At 66.9% G+C, this 15172-nt stretch carries 14 protein-coding genes; 5 read left to right on the top strand and 9 right to left on the bottom strand.

Translation table 11 applies throughout. The features are described from left to right. Positions 1-22 precede the first annotated feature (22 nt). Both AC1DQR_RS03150 and msrA read left to right on the top strand, forming a co-directional pair. Positions 23-1033, top strand: coding sequence for a cyclase family protein (locus AC1DQR_RS03150; RefSeq protein ID WP_416049347.1), 1011 nt, complete (start codon positions 23-25; stop codon positions 1031-1033). Between the two features lie 83 nt (positions 1034-1116). Beyond that, positions 1117-1659 (top strand): peptide-methionine (S)-S-oxide reductase MsrA, encoded by a 543-nt coding sequence (gene msrA / locus AC1DQR_RS03145; protein WP_416049346.1) that lies wholly within the window; start codon positions 1117-1119, stop codon positions 1657-1659. Between the two features lie 16 nt (positions 1660-1675). Here msrA and AC1DQR_RS03140 read toward each other — a convergent pair whose 3' ends face one another. The 5 genes from AC1DQR_RS03140 to AC1DQR_RS03120 form a co-directional block, all read right to left on the bottom strand. Beyond that, positions 1676-2761, bottom strand: a complete 1086-nt coding sequence (locus AC1DQR_RS03140) for a DUF72 domain-containing protein (RefSeq protein ID WP_416049345.1) — start codon at positions 2759-2761, stop codon at positions 1676-1678. An 8-nt stretch (positions 2762-2769) separates the two neighbouring features. Further along, positions 2770-4002, bottom strand: a complete 1233-nt coding sequence (locus tag AC1DQR_RS03135) for a class I SAM-dependent methyltransferase (RefSeq protein WP_416049344.1) — start codon at positions 4000-4002, stop codon at positions 2770-2772. 179 nt (positions 4003-4181) lie between these two features. Further along, positions 4182-4820, bottom strand: a complete 639-nt coding sequence (gene pdxH, locus AC1DQR_RS03130; protein WP_174422553.1) for a pyridoxamine 5'-phosphate oxidase — start codon at positions 4818-4820, stop codon at positions 4182-4184. Between the two features lie 139 nt (positions 4821-4959). After that, positions 4960-6153, bottom strand: coding sequence for an MFS transporter (locus AC1DQR_RS03125; RefSeq protein ID WP_477132501.1), 1194 nt, complete (start codon positions 6151-6153; stop codon positions 4960-4962). Between the two features lie 293 nt (positions 6154-6446). After that, positions 6447-8714 (bottom strand): AsmA family protein, encoded by a 2268-nt coding sequence (locus tag AC1DQR_RS03120; RefSeq protein ID WP_477132500.1) that lies wholly within the window; start codon positions 8712-8714, stop codon positions 6447-6449. 188 nt (positions 8715-8902) lie between these two features. Here AC1DQR_RS03120 and tcdA point away from each other — a divergent pair, with 188 nt between their 5' ends. After that, positions 8903-9814: a tRNA cyclic N6-threonylcarbamoyladenosine(37) synthase TcdA gene (gene tcdA, locus AC1DQR_RS03115; protein ID WP_416049341.1), complete on the top strand. Its 912-nt coding sequence runs from the start codon at positions 8903-8905 to the stop codon at positions 9812-9814. 16 nt (positions 9815-9830) lie between these two features. On the opposite strand, the gene AC1DQR_RS03110 is transcribed toward tcdA, so the two are convergent. Beyond that, positions 9831-10409, bottom strand: a complete 579-nt coding sequence (locus AC1DQR_RS03110) for a P-loop nucleotide/nucleoside kinase family protein (protein WP_416049340.1) — start codon at positions 10407-10409, stop codon at positions 9831-9833. A 157-nt stretch (positions 10410-10566) separates the two neighbouring features. Here AC1DQR_RS03110 and AC1DQR_RS03105 point away from each other — a divergent pair, with 157 nt between their 5' ends. Beyond that, a complete protein-coding gene (locus tag AC1DQR_RS03105; protein WP_174422549.1) occupies positions 10567-11007 on the top strand; it encodes a bacteriohemerythrin in 441 nt (146 codons plus the stop codon). Positions 11008-11021: 14 nt separating this feature from the next. On the opposite strand, the gene AC1DQR_RS03100 is transcribed toward AC1DQR_RS03105, so the two are convergent. Both AC1DQR_RS03100 and trxA read right to left on the bottom strand, forming a co-directional pair. Beyond that, positions 11022-11420, bottom strand: coding sequence for a cupin domain-containing protein (locus tag AC1DQR_RS03100; protein ID WP_416049338.1), 399 nt, complete (start codon positions 11418-11420; stop codon positions 11022-11024). A gap of 65 nt (positions 11421-11485) precedes the next feature. After that, complete coding sequence (gene trxA / locus AC1DQR_RS03095) at positions 11486-12331, bottom strand: thioredoxin (protein ID WP_416049337.1); 846 nt, start codon at positions 12329-12331, stop codon at positions 11486-11488. 260 nt (positions 12332-12591) lie between these two features. On the opposite strand from trxA, the gene AC1DQR_RS03090 reads away from it, so the two are divergent. Continuing rightward, positions 12592-14307, top strand: coding sequence for a long-chain fatty acid--CoA ligase (locus AC1DQR_RS03090; RefSeq protein WP_416049336.1), 1716 nt, complete (start codon positions 12592-12594; stop codon positions 14305-14307). Between the two features lie 57 nt (positions 14308-14364). Here AC1DQR_RS03090 and AC1DQR_RS03085 read toward each other — a convergent pair whose 3' ends face one another. Next, on the bottom strand, positions 14365-15168 hold the full coding sequence (locus AC1DQR_RS03085) for an ankyrin repeat domain-containing protein (RefSeq protein WP_477132499.1): 804 nt from the start codon (positions 15166-15168) through the stop codon (positions 14365-14367). Between the last annotated feature and the right edge of the window lie 4 nt (positions 15169-15172).

The raw sequence follows: 15172 nt of genomic DNA, 5'->3' as shown, positions 1-15172 counted from the left end.
CCAATCCAGTCAGGAGTCCCCTATGTCCTTTCGTCTTACCCCTGCCGCCAGCGCTACGCGCCGCCTGGCCGCTTTTTCCCTGCCGCTGTTGTTCGCGCTACTGAGCGGCGCCGCCGGCGCGGCGCCCCAGGTGGGTGTCAGCCCCTGGGGGCCCAAGGATGAGATCGGCCGCCTCAACCTGATTACCCCGGCCTCGCGCGCCGCCATCATGGCGCGGGTTTCCGGCACGCAGGCCTACGACCTGGCGGTGGACTACTTCATCGGCATGCCAAGCTGGCAGGCCGCCGGCGATCCGCCCTACCAAATGTGGATGACCCATACCCCGCACGGCAACCTGGTGGCTGATTCGATGCAGGTGGGTGAGGCGATGAACCGGCATGTCAGCTACAGCGGCTCGGCGGTTTCCATGTATGCCCACATGGGCACGCATATCGATGCGCTCAACCACTTCGGCCTGAACGGCAAAATCTGGAATGGCTATTCCGCTGCCGAGCACCTGGGCGATCGCGGCTGGAACGTGACAGGCGCGGAGAAGCTGCCGCCGATCGTCGCCCGTGGCGTGCTGATCGACGTAGCCGCGGCCAAGGGGCTGGACATGCTGCCCGACAACTACCGCGTGACGCGCAAGGACCTGCGCGAAGCGCTGGACAAGCAAGGCGTGGCGCTGGAGCAGGGCGATGTGGTGCTGATCCGCACCGGGCGCATGCAGCACTATGAAAACGCCCAGGCCTATATGGCCAACCCGCCGGGACTGGGACTGGATGCAGCCAGGTTCCTGGTCGAGGAAGGGGGCGCCATGGTTGTGGGGGCCGATAACCTGAGCTTCGAGACGTTTCCGGCGGAGGTACCCGACAACTACATCCCGGTCCATACCTATTTGCTGGCGCAGCAGGGCACACCGATCATCGAGCTGGTGAACCTGGAGGCCTTGTCGCGCGAGCGCGTCTACCAGTTCGCTTTCATCGGCGCCTCATTGAAGTTCCGTGGAGCCGACGCCGCGCCGATCCGGCCGGTCGCTTTGCCGATCCGTTAGGCGCGGCGTCCATTGCAGTCTCCGGCGGCGCGAGGGGTGGCGAACGAGTATGCTACCTATAGTCATGAGCCGGAGAGATCAAGATGGACAACGAGCATGAGATTGCCACGCTGGGCGGTGGTTGCTTCTGGTGCCTGGAAGCGGTGTACCAGCAAGTCAAGGGCGTACGGGCCGTGGAGTCGGGCTATACCGGCGGCCACGTAAACCATCCGACTTACGAGCAGGTGTGCGGCGGCGACACCGGGCACGCCGAAGTGGTGCGCGTGACCTTCGATCCCACGGTGATCAAGTTCCGCGAGATCCTGGAGATCTTCTTTGCCATCCACGATCCCACCACCCTTAACCGGCAAGGCAACGATGTCGGCACGCAGTACCGCTCGGTGATCTTCACCAACACGGAGCCGCAGCGTGCCATGGCCGAGTATGTGATGCGGGAGGTGGCGGAGCAAAAACTCTACGATGCGCCGCTGGTGACGCAGATCGAGCCCACGCAACCGTACTGGCGCGCGGAGGAAGGCCACCAGAATTACTTCCAGAACCACCCGAACCAGGGCTATTGCTCGTTTGTGATTTCACCCAAGCTGGCCAAGTTCCGGCAGAAGTTCGCGCATCACCTGAATCGCTGATGCGCCAGGGCTGCGCTCAGCTTGCTTCCAGGCGCTCGGCAATGGCCTCGGCCAGCCGCACGCAAGTCAACGGCGCCGAGCCTTCCGCCTTGTTGCTGACGATCACATAGGCGGGCTGGCCCGCGCTCAGCGTGCGCACCACCTGCTCGGCGATCACCGCGCGGGTATGCGGGTCTTCGTCGATCAGCCGGTCAAACGGCGCGTAGCGGGATTCGGCTTGCTCGTAGGCAAAGCCCGCATGCAACATCCACCGCAGCACCAGCGGTCCTGGTGCGCCCTCGTCCATGAGTGCTTGTGCTGGCAGTTGCCGTTCGGCCGGCGGCATGCGCTCGCGCGCGGACAGGCAGAAACGCACGCGGCGTGCGCGCAGTAGCTTGATGAATCGCGGCGTGAGCAAGGCGGCATCGCGCAACTCCACGGCGTAGCAGGCGTGCGGTGTCGTGGCGGCGTCGAGCGCGGGCAGGGCGCCCAGGAAGGCGTCGAGCCGCGACAGGAAGCCGGCGCTGTCGGTGGCCATCGCGCCTAGCGGGGAAAGCTGGAACAGCAGCGGCCCGCACTTGGCGCCAAGGCCCGCGGTGGCCGGCGCGACGAAATCGCGCGCGGCGATCTCGGCATCGAGGAAGCTGGCGTTGGCCAGCCGGCCGGCGCCCTCGGACGTGCGCAGCCACGGATCGCAAACGCTGGCAGGTGCCTTGACCAGGAAGCGGAAGTGCGCGGGCACCTGAGCCGCATAGGCAACGTAGTCGGCAAGCGGGATCGGCGCGTAGAACCCGCGATCGATGCCGGCGGCACGCAGCAAGGGATGCTGCGAGTAGGCGGCCAGCCCTTTGCGCGAGAGCAGGCTGTCCGTGTACTCGCCTTGATAGACCAATCCGTTCCAGCCGCCATAGGACCATGACGACGTGCCGAGATGCAGCCCGGCCGGCAGGCGTTCGGCCAGCGCGAGCAGGGCGGGGTCCGGGGGCGGCGCCAGTACACTTTTGCCGCGCGATGGCTTGGCGGCGGCGGCTACGCTCGGGGAAGCGCCGGCAAGTGGTGCGGCATTGCCGGCAGCGGCCACCCCTGGCGGCTCCAGCAGGCCGCCGAACAGGTCTTCAGTCAAGCCGATTCTCAGTCAAGCGATTTGTCGTAGATGTAGCGGCGCGACCAGGGCAAGCTCTGCGACGAGAGGCCGGCCTTGTGGCAAACCACCTGGTAGATCGACATCTGGTCGGTATCGAAGGCATGGCCGCAGCCTGCCAGGTAGACGCGCCAGATGCGGTATTTCTTCTCGCCCACCATGGCGCGGATGGTATCACCCTGCGCTTCGAAGTTGTCCGCCCAATGTTGCAGCGTGCGCCGGTAGTGGCCGCGCATCAACTCCACATCGGTGGCCTCCAGGCCGCCGCGCTGCAGGGTGTTGAGCACCATGCCGATGTGCGGCAGCTCGCCCTGCGGGAACACGTAGCGGTCCATGAACTCGGAGCCGTCCATGGGCGTGGCGCCGCTGTCGGGGTCGGGCGATGTGATGCCGTGGTTCATGGCGAAGCCATCATCGGCGAGCAACTCGCGCATGCGGCCGAAATAGGCGGGCAGGTTGTCCTTGCCGACGTGCTCGAACATGCCGACGCTGGTGATGCGGTCGAAGGTGCCGGCCGTGTCGCGGTAATCCTGCAAACGGATCTCGATGCGGTCGGACAGGCCCGCCTGCCTGACGCGTTCGGTCGCCAGGTCGAACTGGTTCTGCGACAGCGTGATGCCCACGCAGCGCGCGCCGAACTTTTCCGCCGCGCGGATGACCAGCGCGCCCCAGCCGCAGCCAATGTCGAGCAAGGTTTGTCCGGGCTGCAGCCGGATCTTGGTCAGGATGTGGTCGATCTTCTTGCGCTGTGCGGTGGCAAGGTCTTCATTGCCATGCTCGAAGTAGGCGCAGGAGTACACCATGCCCGGGTCCAGCCAGAGCCGGTAGAACGCGTTGGATACGTCGTAGTGATACTGGATCGAGGCCTTGTCCGCCGCCTTGGTGTGGGCGAAATGCTGGGCCACCCGTGCCAGTGCGCCACCGGCCTGCGCGCTGGCGGCGGCCGAGAAGCGGTAAGCCACGGCGATGATGTCGCTGAGCGTGCCGTCCAGGTCGATCTTTTCCTGGACATAGGCTTCGCCGAGATTGTCGAGGCTGGGCGTGAGCAGCAGGGGCAGGGCACCCGCCTCGCGTATGGTCAGGGTCACCGCGGGATGATCGAAGCGGCCGAGCGGATACTCGTTGCCGTTCCATAGCCGCAGCCTCACAGGGAGATTGGCCCGGTCGCGCAGATCGGCGATCCAGTGGTCCAGTTGCTTGTCCAGTGCTTGCTTGAAAAACATGCGGCCTCCCTCCTGATGGTTGCGGCACACTCCTCGAACTACAGCACAGGGCAGGCGGGGCCTGCTCCTGGTGGCCGCTTCCTCACAAAACCGGAAAGCGACCCTGACTTACTTTACGACAATTCCTAATTTTGTGCAGTGCGCGGCCTCGGCGGCCGGCGGCACCGCGCTCATGGCGCTCAGGGCGACAGGCGCACGATTTGCCAGCTGCCGTCCGGCGCCAGGCGGTAGGCGATCCGGTCGTGCAGGCGCGACGGGCGTCCCTGCCAGTACTCGATGCGGGTCGGCACCAGCCGGTACCCGCCCCAGTGCGCCGGCCGCGGCGGGTTATCGCCGAACTTGGCGCGGAAATCCGCTTCGCGCTGCTCCAGCACCGTGCGGTCCGCCACCTCGCGGCTCTGCTCCGAGGCCCATGCCCCGAGGCGCGAGCCGAGTGGACGCGTCGCGTAGTAAGCATCGCTCTCGCTATCGGTAACTTTTTCAACGCGTCCTTCCACGCGCACCTGGCGCTCCAGCTGCACCCAGTGGAACAGCAGCGCCGCGCGCGGGTTGGCGGCAAGGTCCAGGCCCTTGCGGCTTTCGTAGTTGGTGAAGAACGTAAAGCCCTGGGTGTCCATGGCCTTGAGCAGCACAATGCGTGCCGAGGGCTGGCCGTCGGCGTCGACGGTGGCCAGCGTCATGGCATTGGGTTCCGGGAGCTTGGCGTGGATGGCTTCATCGAACCAGCGCTGGAACTGGCTGATGGGATCGGACGCCACGTCGGATTCGGACAGCGATCCGAGTACGTAGGTGCGGCGGAGGTCGGCGAGTTGGGTCATGTCGGATCAGGTATCGAGTCAGCAGGCCGCGCGCGGGGCAAGCATGCACGGCGCCGGCGGCCTGTCTGATTTGAGTATAGCGAAAGCGCAGCGGACCGCATTTGCGCCTGAGCAACTCATGCGCGATGCCGTGGGCGCCTCAGGCCGGCGGCTGGGGCAGCTTGCGGGCCTGGCCGCGCGAGTAATAGCCGGCCACGCCCATCGCCCCTGCCATTGACAGGAAAATCGGCAGCATGCCAAGTGCCGTGCCGACTACGCCAAAGGTCAGCGGCCACACCACCTGGCTGGTATTGAGCACGGCCGAGCGCAATCCCAGGGCCTCGCCGGCGCGCCCGGTGGGCGAGGCCGTGTGCAGGATGTTCATGACGTTGGGCTGGGCGCTGCCGAGCGCCAGGCCCAGCAGGAAGGCCAGGCAGCACATCAGCCAGAACTCGGCCGCGAAGGGATAGAGCAGGTAGGCTACCGCCCCGACCAGCAGCGCGACCCGAATCACCTTCCACTCCGAGAGCCGGCGCGACACCAGCGGCATTGCCACACGGATGGCGAAGGTGGCAATGGCGAAGGCGCCCAGCACCCAGCCGACCGACGACGGCGAAAGGCCAACCCGGGTGCCCTGGATGGGAATGAGGAAGGCGTGCAGGTCCCAGGCCGCCGACAGGACCGCGCTGGCGATAAAGACCGCGCGCAACTCCGGGTGGGCAAGCAAGCCCAATGTGGAGTTGCGGGTGCCGTCCACGATGGCGCCGCGCGCGGCGCGCCCGCCGTGTGCCGGCAGCCGCCCGCGCATGAAGTACAGGCCGGCCAGCCCTGCGGCCGCTACCGCCACCAGCACAAAAAAAGCCGGGCGGTAGCCAGCGTGCTCGATCACATAGCCCATCATCACCGGGCCCAGCGTGCCGGAGAACGAGAATCCCAGCGCTTGGAGCGTGTAGTTGCGCAGCCGCGTGCCATCGGTGGAAATCTGCCCGATCAGCAACTGCATGGCGACCTGCACCAGCATGAAGCCGACGCCAATCAGCGCGCAGGAAAGGTAGAGCGCTGCGATGCCCGGCCACACCGCTGGCAGCAGCGTGCCCGCGACCACCATCAACGAGCCCGCGGTCATCGGCTTGCGCGGCCCGATCTCGTCGATGCGCTTGCCGGCATGGATCGCCAGCAGCATCGGCAGCAACGCATAGAGCGACATCAGGATGCCGAGCGTGACGGTCGAGGCTTTGAGCGAGAGGGCAAACAGTGAAACCACGACGCGGCTGGCATTGAAGGCTACGTGGTTGCACACCGTTAGGGCGATCAGGCAGCTGATCGGCGGGACGGTGGCATGTAGCGGCGTCATGCAGGGGCGGGGGCTGGAGGGGAAATCGGGAAAAACAAGTGCGGCCGAAACCGCACCCTGAGAAGGACGCCAGCCTCGAAATGGATCGGAGCCAGACATCCGCTTCATGCCACGTATTGGAAACTTCGTTGTAAATGGCCGTTTAATTATGCGGCCGAATGTGGGCGATGCACAACGATGCCTTGCGTTGCAATGCACCAAAGTGTTGCGTAATTGCGTCGACGGCGGGAGGGGTGTCGCAAGGTGTCGCAAGCAGGCAACGCCCGGCTTGCAACCGGGCGACGCACCGCCAGTTAGCCGCCCTGATAGAGCGTATTGCCTGGCGCTGGCCGATCGGGTGCGCCGGGGCGCGACGGTGCAGTGGGCTTGACTGGTGCCGTGGCGGCGGGCGCGGCTTGCGTGTCCGGTGAAGGGGCAGGGCCGGCCGCCTGGCTGGTCTTGCCGGTCTTCGGGTCGCGGTAGGCCTGCCCCGGCGGCGGCGCGGTCGGGCGCGTGCGAATCTCCGCCAGCAGCTTGCCGCACTGGCTGTCGGGTGCAGCCGATAGATCGATCAGGGGCAGGACTGCCGTGGCCACCGGCGCGACCAGCGCCAGTGCCACCACGCCGCCGGCGCGCAAGGCCAGCACGCCGATGTCCGGGCTGACCGTGGGCTTCTTCAGCGTGCCGCCCACATAGAGCGGCGAGCGCAGCGAGAAGATGCGCAGCCCCTTGGAATCCGGCCGCACGGTGAGCGCTAGCCGCTCACTGCCAAGGTCGATGGCGCCGCTGGTGTCGATCACGGCGTCCTGGGTGTCGATGACGAAGACGCGCGAGCGCGCCACGCCGTTGGTGAAGCTGAAATCGCTGACGCCGCAATGGATCTGCACCGGCTTGTCGCCGAACAGCTTGGAGATCACCACGCTGCCCACGTTCAGGCCCATCGCCTCGAGCAGGAACTTGCTGACCGTGCCGTTTTCCACCAGCAGCTTGGCCTCGCCATTGGACGAGCCCAACAACGCCGCCACCGAGTTGCCGGTGGCGCTTAGCTTGGCGCTGCCGTTGACCTCACCCACGCTGGCGCGCATCGACTCGAACTTCGGGAACAGTTGCTTGAGCTGGAGGTGGCGCGCTTTCATGTCGATGGTGGCGGCGAGCGGCTCGCGCTTGCCGTTGAGCTGCAGCGACGACGTCAGGTTGCCGCCGGCCACGCCAAAGTTCAGCGGGTCCAACGTCAGCACGCCATCGTCGAGCTTGAGGTGGGTGACGAGGTCGGTGATCGGCAGGTCGGCGGTGCGGATGATGCGCTTGCCGGTGAACTTCACGTCGGCGTCGATGCTGTCCCAGCGCTCGGTGCGGAACGGCGCCACCGGCAGCGCTTTGCCGGCGGGCTGGCGCACTGTGCTGTCGGATGCTGCCTGCCCGGGCTTGGCGTCCGCACCGATCAGCGGAGCCAGGTCCTCGAAGCGCAGTTGCTTCGATTCCAGTTCGCCCGACAGCAGGGCGCGTGGCTGGCGCTGCGTGTAGGTGAGCGAGCCGTTCAGGTCGCTGCCGCCGACGCGTCCGGAAAACTTGTCGTACCGGTACACGGAAGCACCTTTGCGCAAGGTGGCAACCAGCCGGCCGCGGGTCTCGTAGGGCGGGGTGCTCGGCAGCACGATGCCGGTCAGCGCGTACAGCTTGGCCATATTGTCGCCGGACAGCTGCAGGTGCATGTCGAGCGCGCCCAGGTGGGCAGGGTTGGTCAGCGTGCCCTCCACGACCGCGCGGGTGTTGCCCACCCGCATATCGGCCTGCAGCGGGAAGGGGTCCTGGGTGTCGCGCAGGCTGAGCACGGTGCCGGCCTTGCCGGTGGCATTGATGGTGGCCTGGTTGTAGCGTCCCGTGGCCTTCCAGCGCAGGCCATAGCGCTGGCTGGCGTTGCCGGCGGCGCCGGCGCCACCGGGCTGGCCGACCGCGCTGGCCGTGTTTGATGCCGGGGGCGCGATCAGGGCGCCGTCGCGGGTCTTGTCGTAGAGGGCGGCGTCGCCGATGGTGTCCAGGCGCGCCTGCAGCTCAATCTTCATTGCCTGGTCGTTCAGCGCCAGGTCGCCGCGCGCCAGCGAGATCTCGCCGATGTCGAGCCGCCATGGCGATGGCGCCTTGCCGGCGGGCGTGACGAAGGTCCAGTTGTTGCGCTGGTCGGCCAGCCGCTCCAGCCAGACCGCGGGGCTGTCGACGGTAATGCTGGGGATCGAGATCTGGTGGGAGAGCAGGGGCAGCGGGCGTAGTACGAAGATCAATTCGCGCACGGTGGCAAAGTTGGCCTCGTGTGCCCATTCCGGGTTGCCGACGGTGATATCCCGGGCAGACAGGCGTGGCCAGGGGACCCAGGTGTGCCAGCCGGTCTCGCCCTCGGCGCTGCGCCAGGTCAGGGTGAGGTCGCCATTGATGGCAAAGGGCCGGCCGATGGCCTCGGCAACCTTCTGGTTCAGCCACGGCTTGAGGCGGTTCCAGTCGAAGGTCAGAATGACCACGACAAGCGCCGCGATCAGCACCAGCGGTGTCAGTACACTCCAGAGAACGGTCTTGCGGCGCAGGGGCATGGGATCGGTTTCCTGGTTGGCGCCGGCAGCCGCGCGCGCTCTGCGAGACAATGCGGCGGTCGAACCACTGCTGTGGGTATTGTATAGTTGCGCGCCCCGCTCCCCTGTCGGCGCTTGGCTGACAAGGTGCGGCAACGCGCGCTTTTCCCCCGCAGTGTCCTCCAATTCAGCCAGCTTCGAGCGTAGAAATGAGCAACCCCGTCCCCGCAACCTCCACCCAGCCGGAACCGGAGCTGGCGCAACTGCCGCCGGCCCTTACCCACGAGAGCCCGGAGGATGACGACTACCACCGGCGCTTCGGCGGCGTGGCGCGCCTGTATGGCGCGGCGGGCCTGGCGCGGCTGGAGGCCGCCAGCGTTTGCGTGGTCGGCATCGGTGGGGTGGGCAGCTGGGCGGCCGAGGCGCTGGCGCGCAATGCGGTCGGCCGTGTCACGCTGATCGATCTGGACCATATCGCGGTGTCCAACACCAACCGCCAGATCCACGCGCTGGGCGACGCCTATGGCCGCGCCAAGGTGCAGGCCATGGCGGAGCGCATGGTGCAGATCAACCCGCGCTGCCGGGTGACCGAGGTGGACGATTTCGTGACCCCGGAGAATCTGGTCGAACTGCTCGACGGGCACGACTACATCATTGATGCGATCGACTCGGTCAAGGTCAAGATCGCCATGCTGGGCTGGGCCCGCCGCGTGGGCCGGCGCATCATCACCTGCGGCGGTGCCGGCGGCCAGCTCGACCCGACCCGCATCCGCGTGGTGGACTTTTCCCGCACCGTGCAGGATCCGCTGCTGGCCAAGGTGCGCTCCACCCTGCGCAAGGACTGGGGCTGGCCGCGCAACCCCAAGCGCAAGTTCGGCATCGACGCGGTCTTCTCCGACGAGCCGCTGCGCTATCCGGAGCCCGAGCAGCAGTCCTGCGAGATCGACGAGGCCCCGGAAGCCGCGCCAGGCGCCTCGGCTGAGCCGCCGGCCGGCCCGCAGGGGCTGGCCTGCGCCGGCTTCGGCTCCTCGGTGGCGGTCACCGCGGTGTTCGGGATGGTGGCGGCGTCCAGCGTGCTGGCCGCCCTCACGGCGCCGGACGTTTCCACGGCGCCGGAATGAGCATCGCGGCGGCTGGCTACGCCGCGAGCGTGGCCAGCAGGGCGTTCAGCGCGGCGTCGTCCGGCGCCGTATTGTCGAAGTAGGCCAACTCGGGGTACTGCGCCGGCTCGGGCATGAAGCGCCGGGTGCGGTAGTCGTCCCAGTGCGCCAGCTTGTAGGCATCGTTTGGATTGGCACGCTTGACGATGCGCGCATGCGCCTCGTTCTCCGGCAGGTGCACCCACAGGGTGCGCACGATGGTGCCGGCGGGCACGTGCAGCCATTCGGGATCGTGCAGCAGGTGGTCGCGCACCTCGCGCGATAGCGGGCCCACCACGATCACGCTGATGCCCAGGGCGAGGTTCTCCCGCGCGGTATCCAGCAGGCCATGATATTCCGCATTGCGCAGGTACTTGAGGTAGGTCGGGCTGTCGCGGTCGTTCGGGTCGCCAGTCAGCGCGCCCATTGCGGCGGCGCTATAGCCGCCGTAGAGCGTGTCCTTGTCGAGCAGGCAGAACGGCTCGCCGGTGGCCTGCATGAGTGGGCCGATCAGGCGGTGGGCCAGGGTGGTCTTGCCGGTGCCGGCATGGCCGCAGAAGAAGAGCAGTCGGGGCATGGGAAGCCAGGAATCAGCCTGGTGCGGTGATGGAGCCAGCCCTGAGCATACCCTGCGCGTGCCGCCGGCCTTGGCGGCGCTGCGGTTTGTCCTGGATCAGTCCGGGCCGCCGCGGATTCGGTATCCTTGCGGTTTTCGCGATGTTGTCCCTTCCGATATGACCGATTCCTCTTCGCCTGGCACCGCCACGCTGGCCCCCGACCTGTTGTTGGGCGAGCCGGTCACCGATGCCACCCATGCCGAATTCGTCCAACTGCTGGATGCCGCCACGCGCGCCGACGATGCGGGCTTCCTGGCCGCCCTGGACGAGTGGATCGACCACACCCGCCATCATTTCGGCCAGGAAGAAGCGTGGATGGAGGCGATGGCCTTCGGCCCGCAGCATTGCCACCGCGGCGAGCACGAGCAGGTGCTGGCGGTGGCCGGCGCGGTGCGCGACAAGGTGGCCGAGGGCGACCTGGCGCTGGGCCGGCGGCTCTTGTCGGAGCTGCCCGGCTGGTTCGACCAGCACGTGAAGGCGATGGACGCGATGATGGTCAACCACATGCGCGAGAACGGCTTTAGCCTGATCGAGGCACCGTCGGAGCAGGCGGGCTGAATGGCCTGGCTGGCCTAGATGCCCTGGATGGCGTCGGCGGCAGCCCGGTCGAGCACGACAAAGTGCTTGCGCACCGGTTCGAGCACCTCGAACAAGCCGGTGAAGCCGGCCGGGATCACGCAGGCGTCGCCGGGCCCGAATTCACGGGCGTTGCCCGCGTCGTCGCTGATGCGCAGGCGGCCGCTGATGACATGGAAGAACTCCTCCTTGCCAGCCGGAAACGCAATGCGCCACGCGCCCGGCTCGCAAGCCCAGATGCCGCAATCGAAATCGCCCTGGCTGGCGCTGTAGTGCGTCCAGGTGGTGCGGTCGGGGTTGCCGGCAACCAGCCGGTCCAGGCGTGGGCGATCGTGGCTGGGAAGCGGTTCGGGGTCGGTCTGGAAGTCGATCAGGCGGGGCGGGGAGGCAGTCACGGTGGAACAGGGCGGTTGCAGGGAAATAAAACGGCGGGCCCGGCCCGCCGCGTTCACCCGCCAGTTTAATTGAGCGCCGAGGCCAGCAGCCGGCGATAGCGCGACACCACGTCAGGCTGGTCGCTCATCAGCTTGAATACCGACAGCATGGCCGTGCGGCCGATATCGTCCTCGAAGGAGCGATCCGTGCGCGCGATGGCCAGCAGTTGCTCCAGCGCCGGCTCATATTGCCGATGCGCGATCAGTGCGCGCGCCAGGTCCAGCCGCGCCTGCAGGTCGCCGGGGGCGTCGGCGACACGGGCCGCCAGGGTGGCCGCGTCGGGCAGGTCCGAGGCACCGCGCATGGCCTCGATCCGGGTGCAGAGCGCAGCGTAGCCGTCCTCCTGGGCCGCGTTGGGGGACAACATGCCGAACTCCGACTGGGCCTGGTCCAGCGCATCCTCGTCCAGCAGGAAACCGATGTATTCAAGGCGAGCGGCATCAAAGCCGGGGTCGAACGCCAGCGCCGCCTGGAACGCCGACCTGGCCGCCTCGCGGTCGCCCGCGCCGGCAGCGTCGCGGGCAGCACGCAGGGCCACCCTGCCCGGGTCGGGCATCACCCGGGCAATGAACTCGCGCAGCCCGGATTCCGGCAGCACGCCGGTGAACTGGTCCGCCGCCTGGCCGTCGGCGAACGCCACCACGTGGGGAATGCTGCGCACGCCGAAATGCGACGCCAGTTCCTGATTCTCATCCACGTTCACCTTGGCCAGCCGCCATTTGCCGGCCGCCTCGCCCTCAAGCTTTTCCAGCATCGGCCCCAAGGTGCGGCAAGGGCCGCACCATGGTGCCCAGAAATCCACCAGCACGGGGATGTGGCGCGACGTCTCGATCACGTCGGCGTCAAAATTCTGCAGGGTTACGTCGCTCATGGCTTGGCCTCGGAGTGTGGAACGCCCGCGCGAAAGTCTCCACTCGCGCAACGACGTCTTCTCTTTCATATTGGGACCGCCCCGCCGAATGCAACCTTTGCACGCCGCGCGGCATGGATGCCGGCGCAGGCAAGGGTAAGCGATGGATTGAAAAAAGAACGGTCGTTCGGTTATATTGCTTGACTGATTGCTGGTTTCGGCAAATTCATCTCTCGCCTCGCATCCAAGACCAGGTCGGATAGACCGAACAGGAGACCTTTATGCAGACCCCCCAGCCCGCGCGCCCGCATTTCCAGTTCTGGCCCAAGCGCGTGCCCACCAAGATCGTGCTGCCGGAGACCTCGCTCTGGTACAACCTGGTGGTCTCCGCCCATCGCTACGCCGACAAGGCGGCCATCCGGTATTTCGGCAACGCCATCACCTTCCGGGCGCTGGAGGCCCAGGCCAGCGCCATGGCGGGATGGCTGCAGCAAAAGGCCGGCGTGAAGAAGGGCGACCGGGTGCTGCTGTATATGCAGAACTGCCCGCAGTTCATCATTGCCTATTACGCGATCCTGCGCGCGGATGCCGTGGTCGTGCCGGTCAATCCGATGAACCGGTCTGAGGAGTTCAAGCATTACATCACCGACGCGCAGGCCAGCGTGGCGATCTGCAGCGCGGATCTGGCCATGGGCGCCGAGCAGGCCAGTAACGAGTTGCCGCCCGAGCAGCGCCTGCAGCACCTGCTGGTCACGCAATATAGCGATGCGCTGCCGGCCAGCTACGAGAACCCCGAAGACGCTCCGGGCGCCTGGCTGACCACGCAGCATCCGCTGCCGGCCGGCGCCACCCCCTGGGCCGAGGCACTCGCCGCGCAACTGGTGCCCGGCCCGCATACCGCGGGCCCGGACGATATGGCGGTGATGCCCTATACCTCGGGCACCACCGGCTTTCCCAAGGGTTGCATCCACACCCACCGCTCCGTCATGCATAACGTGATCGGCGGCGGCATCTGGAGCGGCAGCGGCGCGGAATCGACGATCCTGGCGGTGCTGCCGCTGTTTCACGTGACCGGCATGCAGTACGGCATGAACGGCCCGATCTACAGCGGCGCTACCGTGGTGATGCTGCCGCGCTGGGACCGCGAAGTCGCGGGCCGGCTGATCTCGCGCTTCCAGATCACGCACTGGACCAACATCCCGACCATGGTGATCGACTTCCTGGGCAGCCCGAACCTGGACCAGTTCGACCTGTCGAGCCTGCGCTATATCGGCGGCGGCGGCGCGGCCATGCCGCAGGCGGTAGCGGAGCGCCTGAAGCAGCAGTTCGGCCTTAATTACATTGAAGGCTATGGCCTGTCCGAGACCATGGCGCCGACCCACAGCAATCCGGGCGACCGGCCCAAGCTGCAGTGCCTGGGCGTGCCCACCTTCAATACCGACGCGCGCGTGATCGATCCGGTCACGCTCAAGGAAGTGGCGGTCAACGAGACTGGCGAGATCATCGTGTGCGGCCCGCAGGTGTTCAAGGGCTACTGGGGCAAGCCGGATGCCACGCGCGATGCCTTCATCGAGTTCGATGGCAAGACCTTCTTCCGCACCGGCGACCTGGGCCGCATGGACGAAGAGGGCTACTACTTCATCACCGACCGGCTCAAGCGCATGATCAACGCGTCGGGCTTCAAGGTGTGGCCGGCAGAGGTGGAGAACCTGCTGTACAAGCACCCCGACGTGCAAGAGGCCTGCATCATCGGTACGCGCGATGCGTATCGGGGCGAAACCGTGAAGGCGGTGGTGGTGCTCAAGACGCATGCCAAGGGCAAGACAACGCCCGAGGAAATCATCGAATGGGCCAAGGAAAACATGGCGGCCTACAAGTACCCGCGCGTGGTGGAATTTGTCGACGCGCTGCCCAAGTCGGGCACGGGCAAGGTGATGTGGCGCGCGTTGCAGGAAAGCGAGAACGCGCGCAGCGCGGAGCCGAAGCCAGCGGCCTGAGTGGCCTGAGCGGGTAGCGTCGCATCAGCGGGATGCGCGGGCACGTCCGTGCCCGTGTCAGTGCCCGCGCACGCGCACCAGCATCTTCACCATGGTCTTGTAGCTGCGCTCGCGGGCGTGCCGGGTTGGGGTGGTGCCATCCCGGTCGGCAAGGTTGGCGTCCGCGCCCGCATCCAGCAGCAACTGCACGGTGTCTTCATACCGCGCGCTGCCATCGCCCATGACGATGGTCTCCAGCAGGGCGGTCCAGCCCTGGCGGTTAACATGGTCGACCGCCACACCGGCTTTCAACAACACCTTCACTACTTCGGTATTGCCATGCTCGCACGCGGCGATCAGGGCGGTGTTGTCATAGCTGTCCGTGCTGTTGAGATCGGCGCCATGCGCCAGCGCCAGTTGCACCAGCTCAAGCTGCCCGGTGGCCGCGGCCAGCAGGAAGGGGCTGTTGGATTCCATGTCCTTGCGGTTGACATCAGCGCCGGCCGCCACCAGTGCCTTGGCGACCTCGGTATGGCGGCTGTAGACCGCCACCAGCAAGGCACTGCGGCCGCGTTCGTCGGCGGCCTGTGCGGAAGCGCCCGAAGCCAGCAAGCGCTTGACCAGTTCGAGATCTCCCAGCGTTGCCGCGGCAAGGAGATTGCGGTCGAGCCCGCCAACGCTATCGTGCGCGGCAGCGGCGGAGCCCGCAGCGCCTTGCCCGTGCGAGCGCGGCGATGACTGGGCCGGGCCATTGCTGGCAGGGCGCGCCGCCAGCGTCGATCCGCCGGGGCCGGCCAGCAGCGCGCCGCCCATCAGCAATCCGGTCAGCCCCAGCACTTCGGCAAGCACCAGTCGGCGGGGGCGGGCAGCAGGGCGTGGCATCCTG

This window comes from Cupriavidus sp. 05L411, assembly GCF_056398045.1.
The sequence above is the reverse complement of the archived record's forward strand: the minus strand, read 5'-3'. Positions and strand labels throughout refer to the sequence as shown.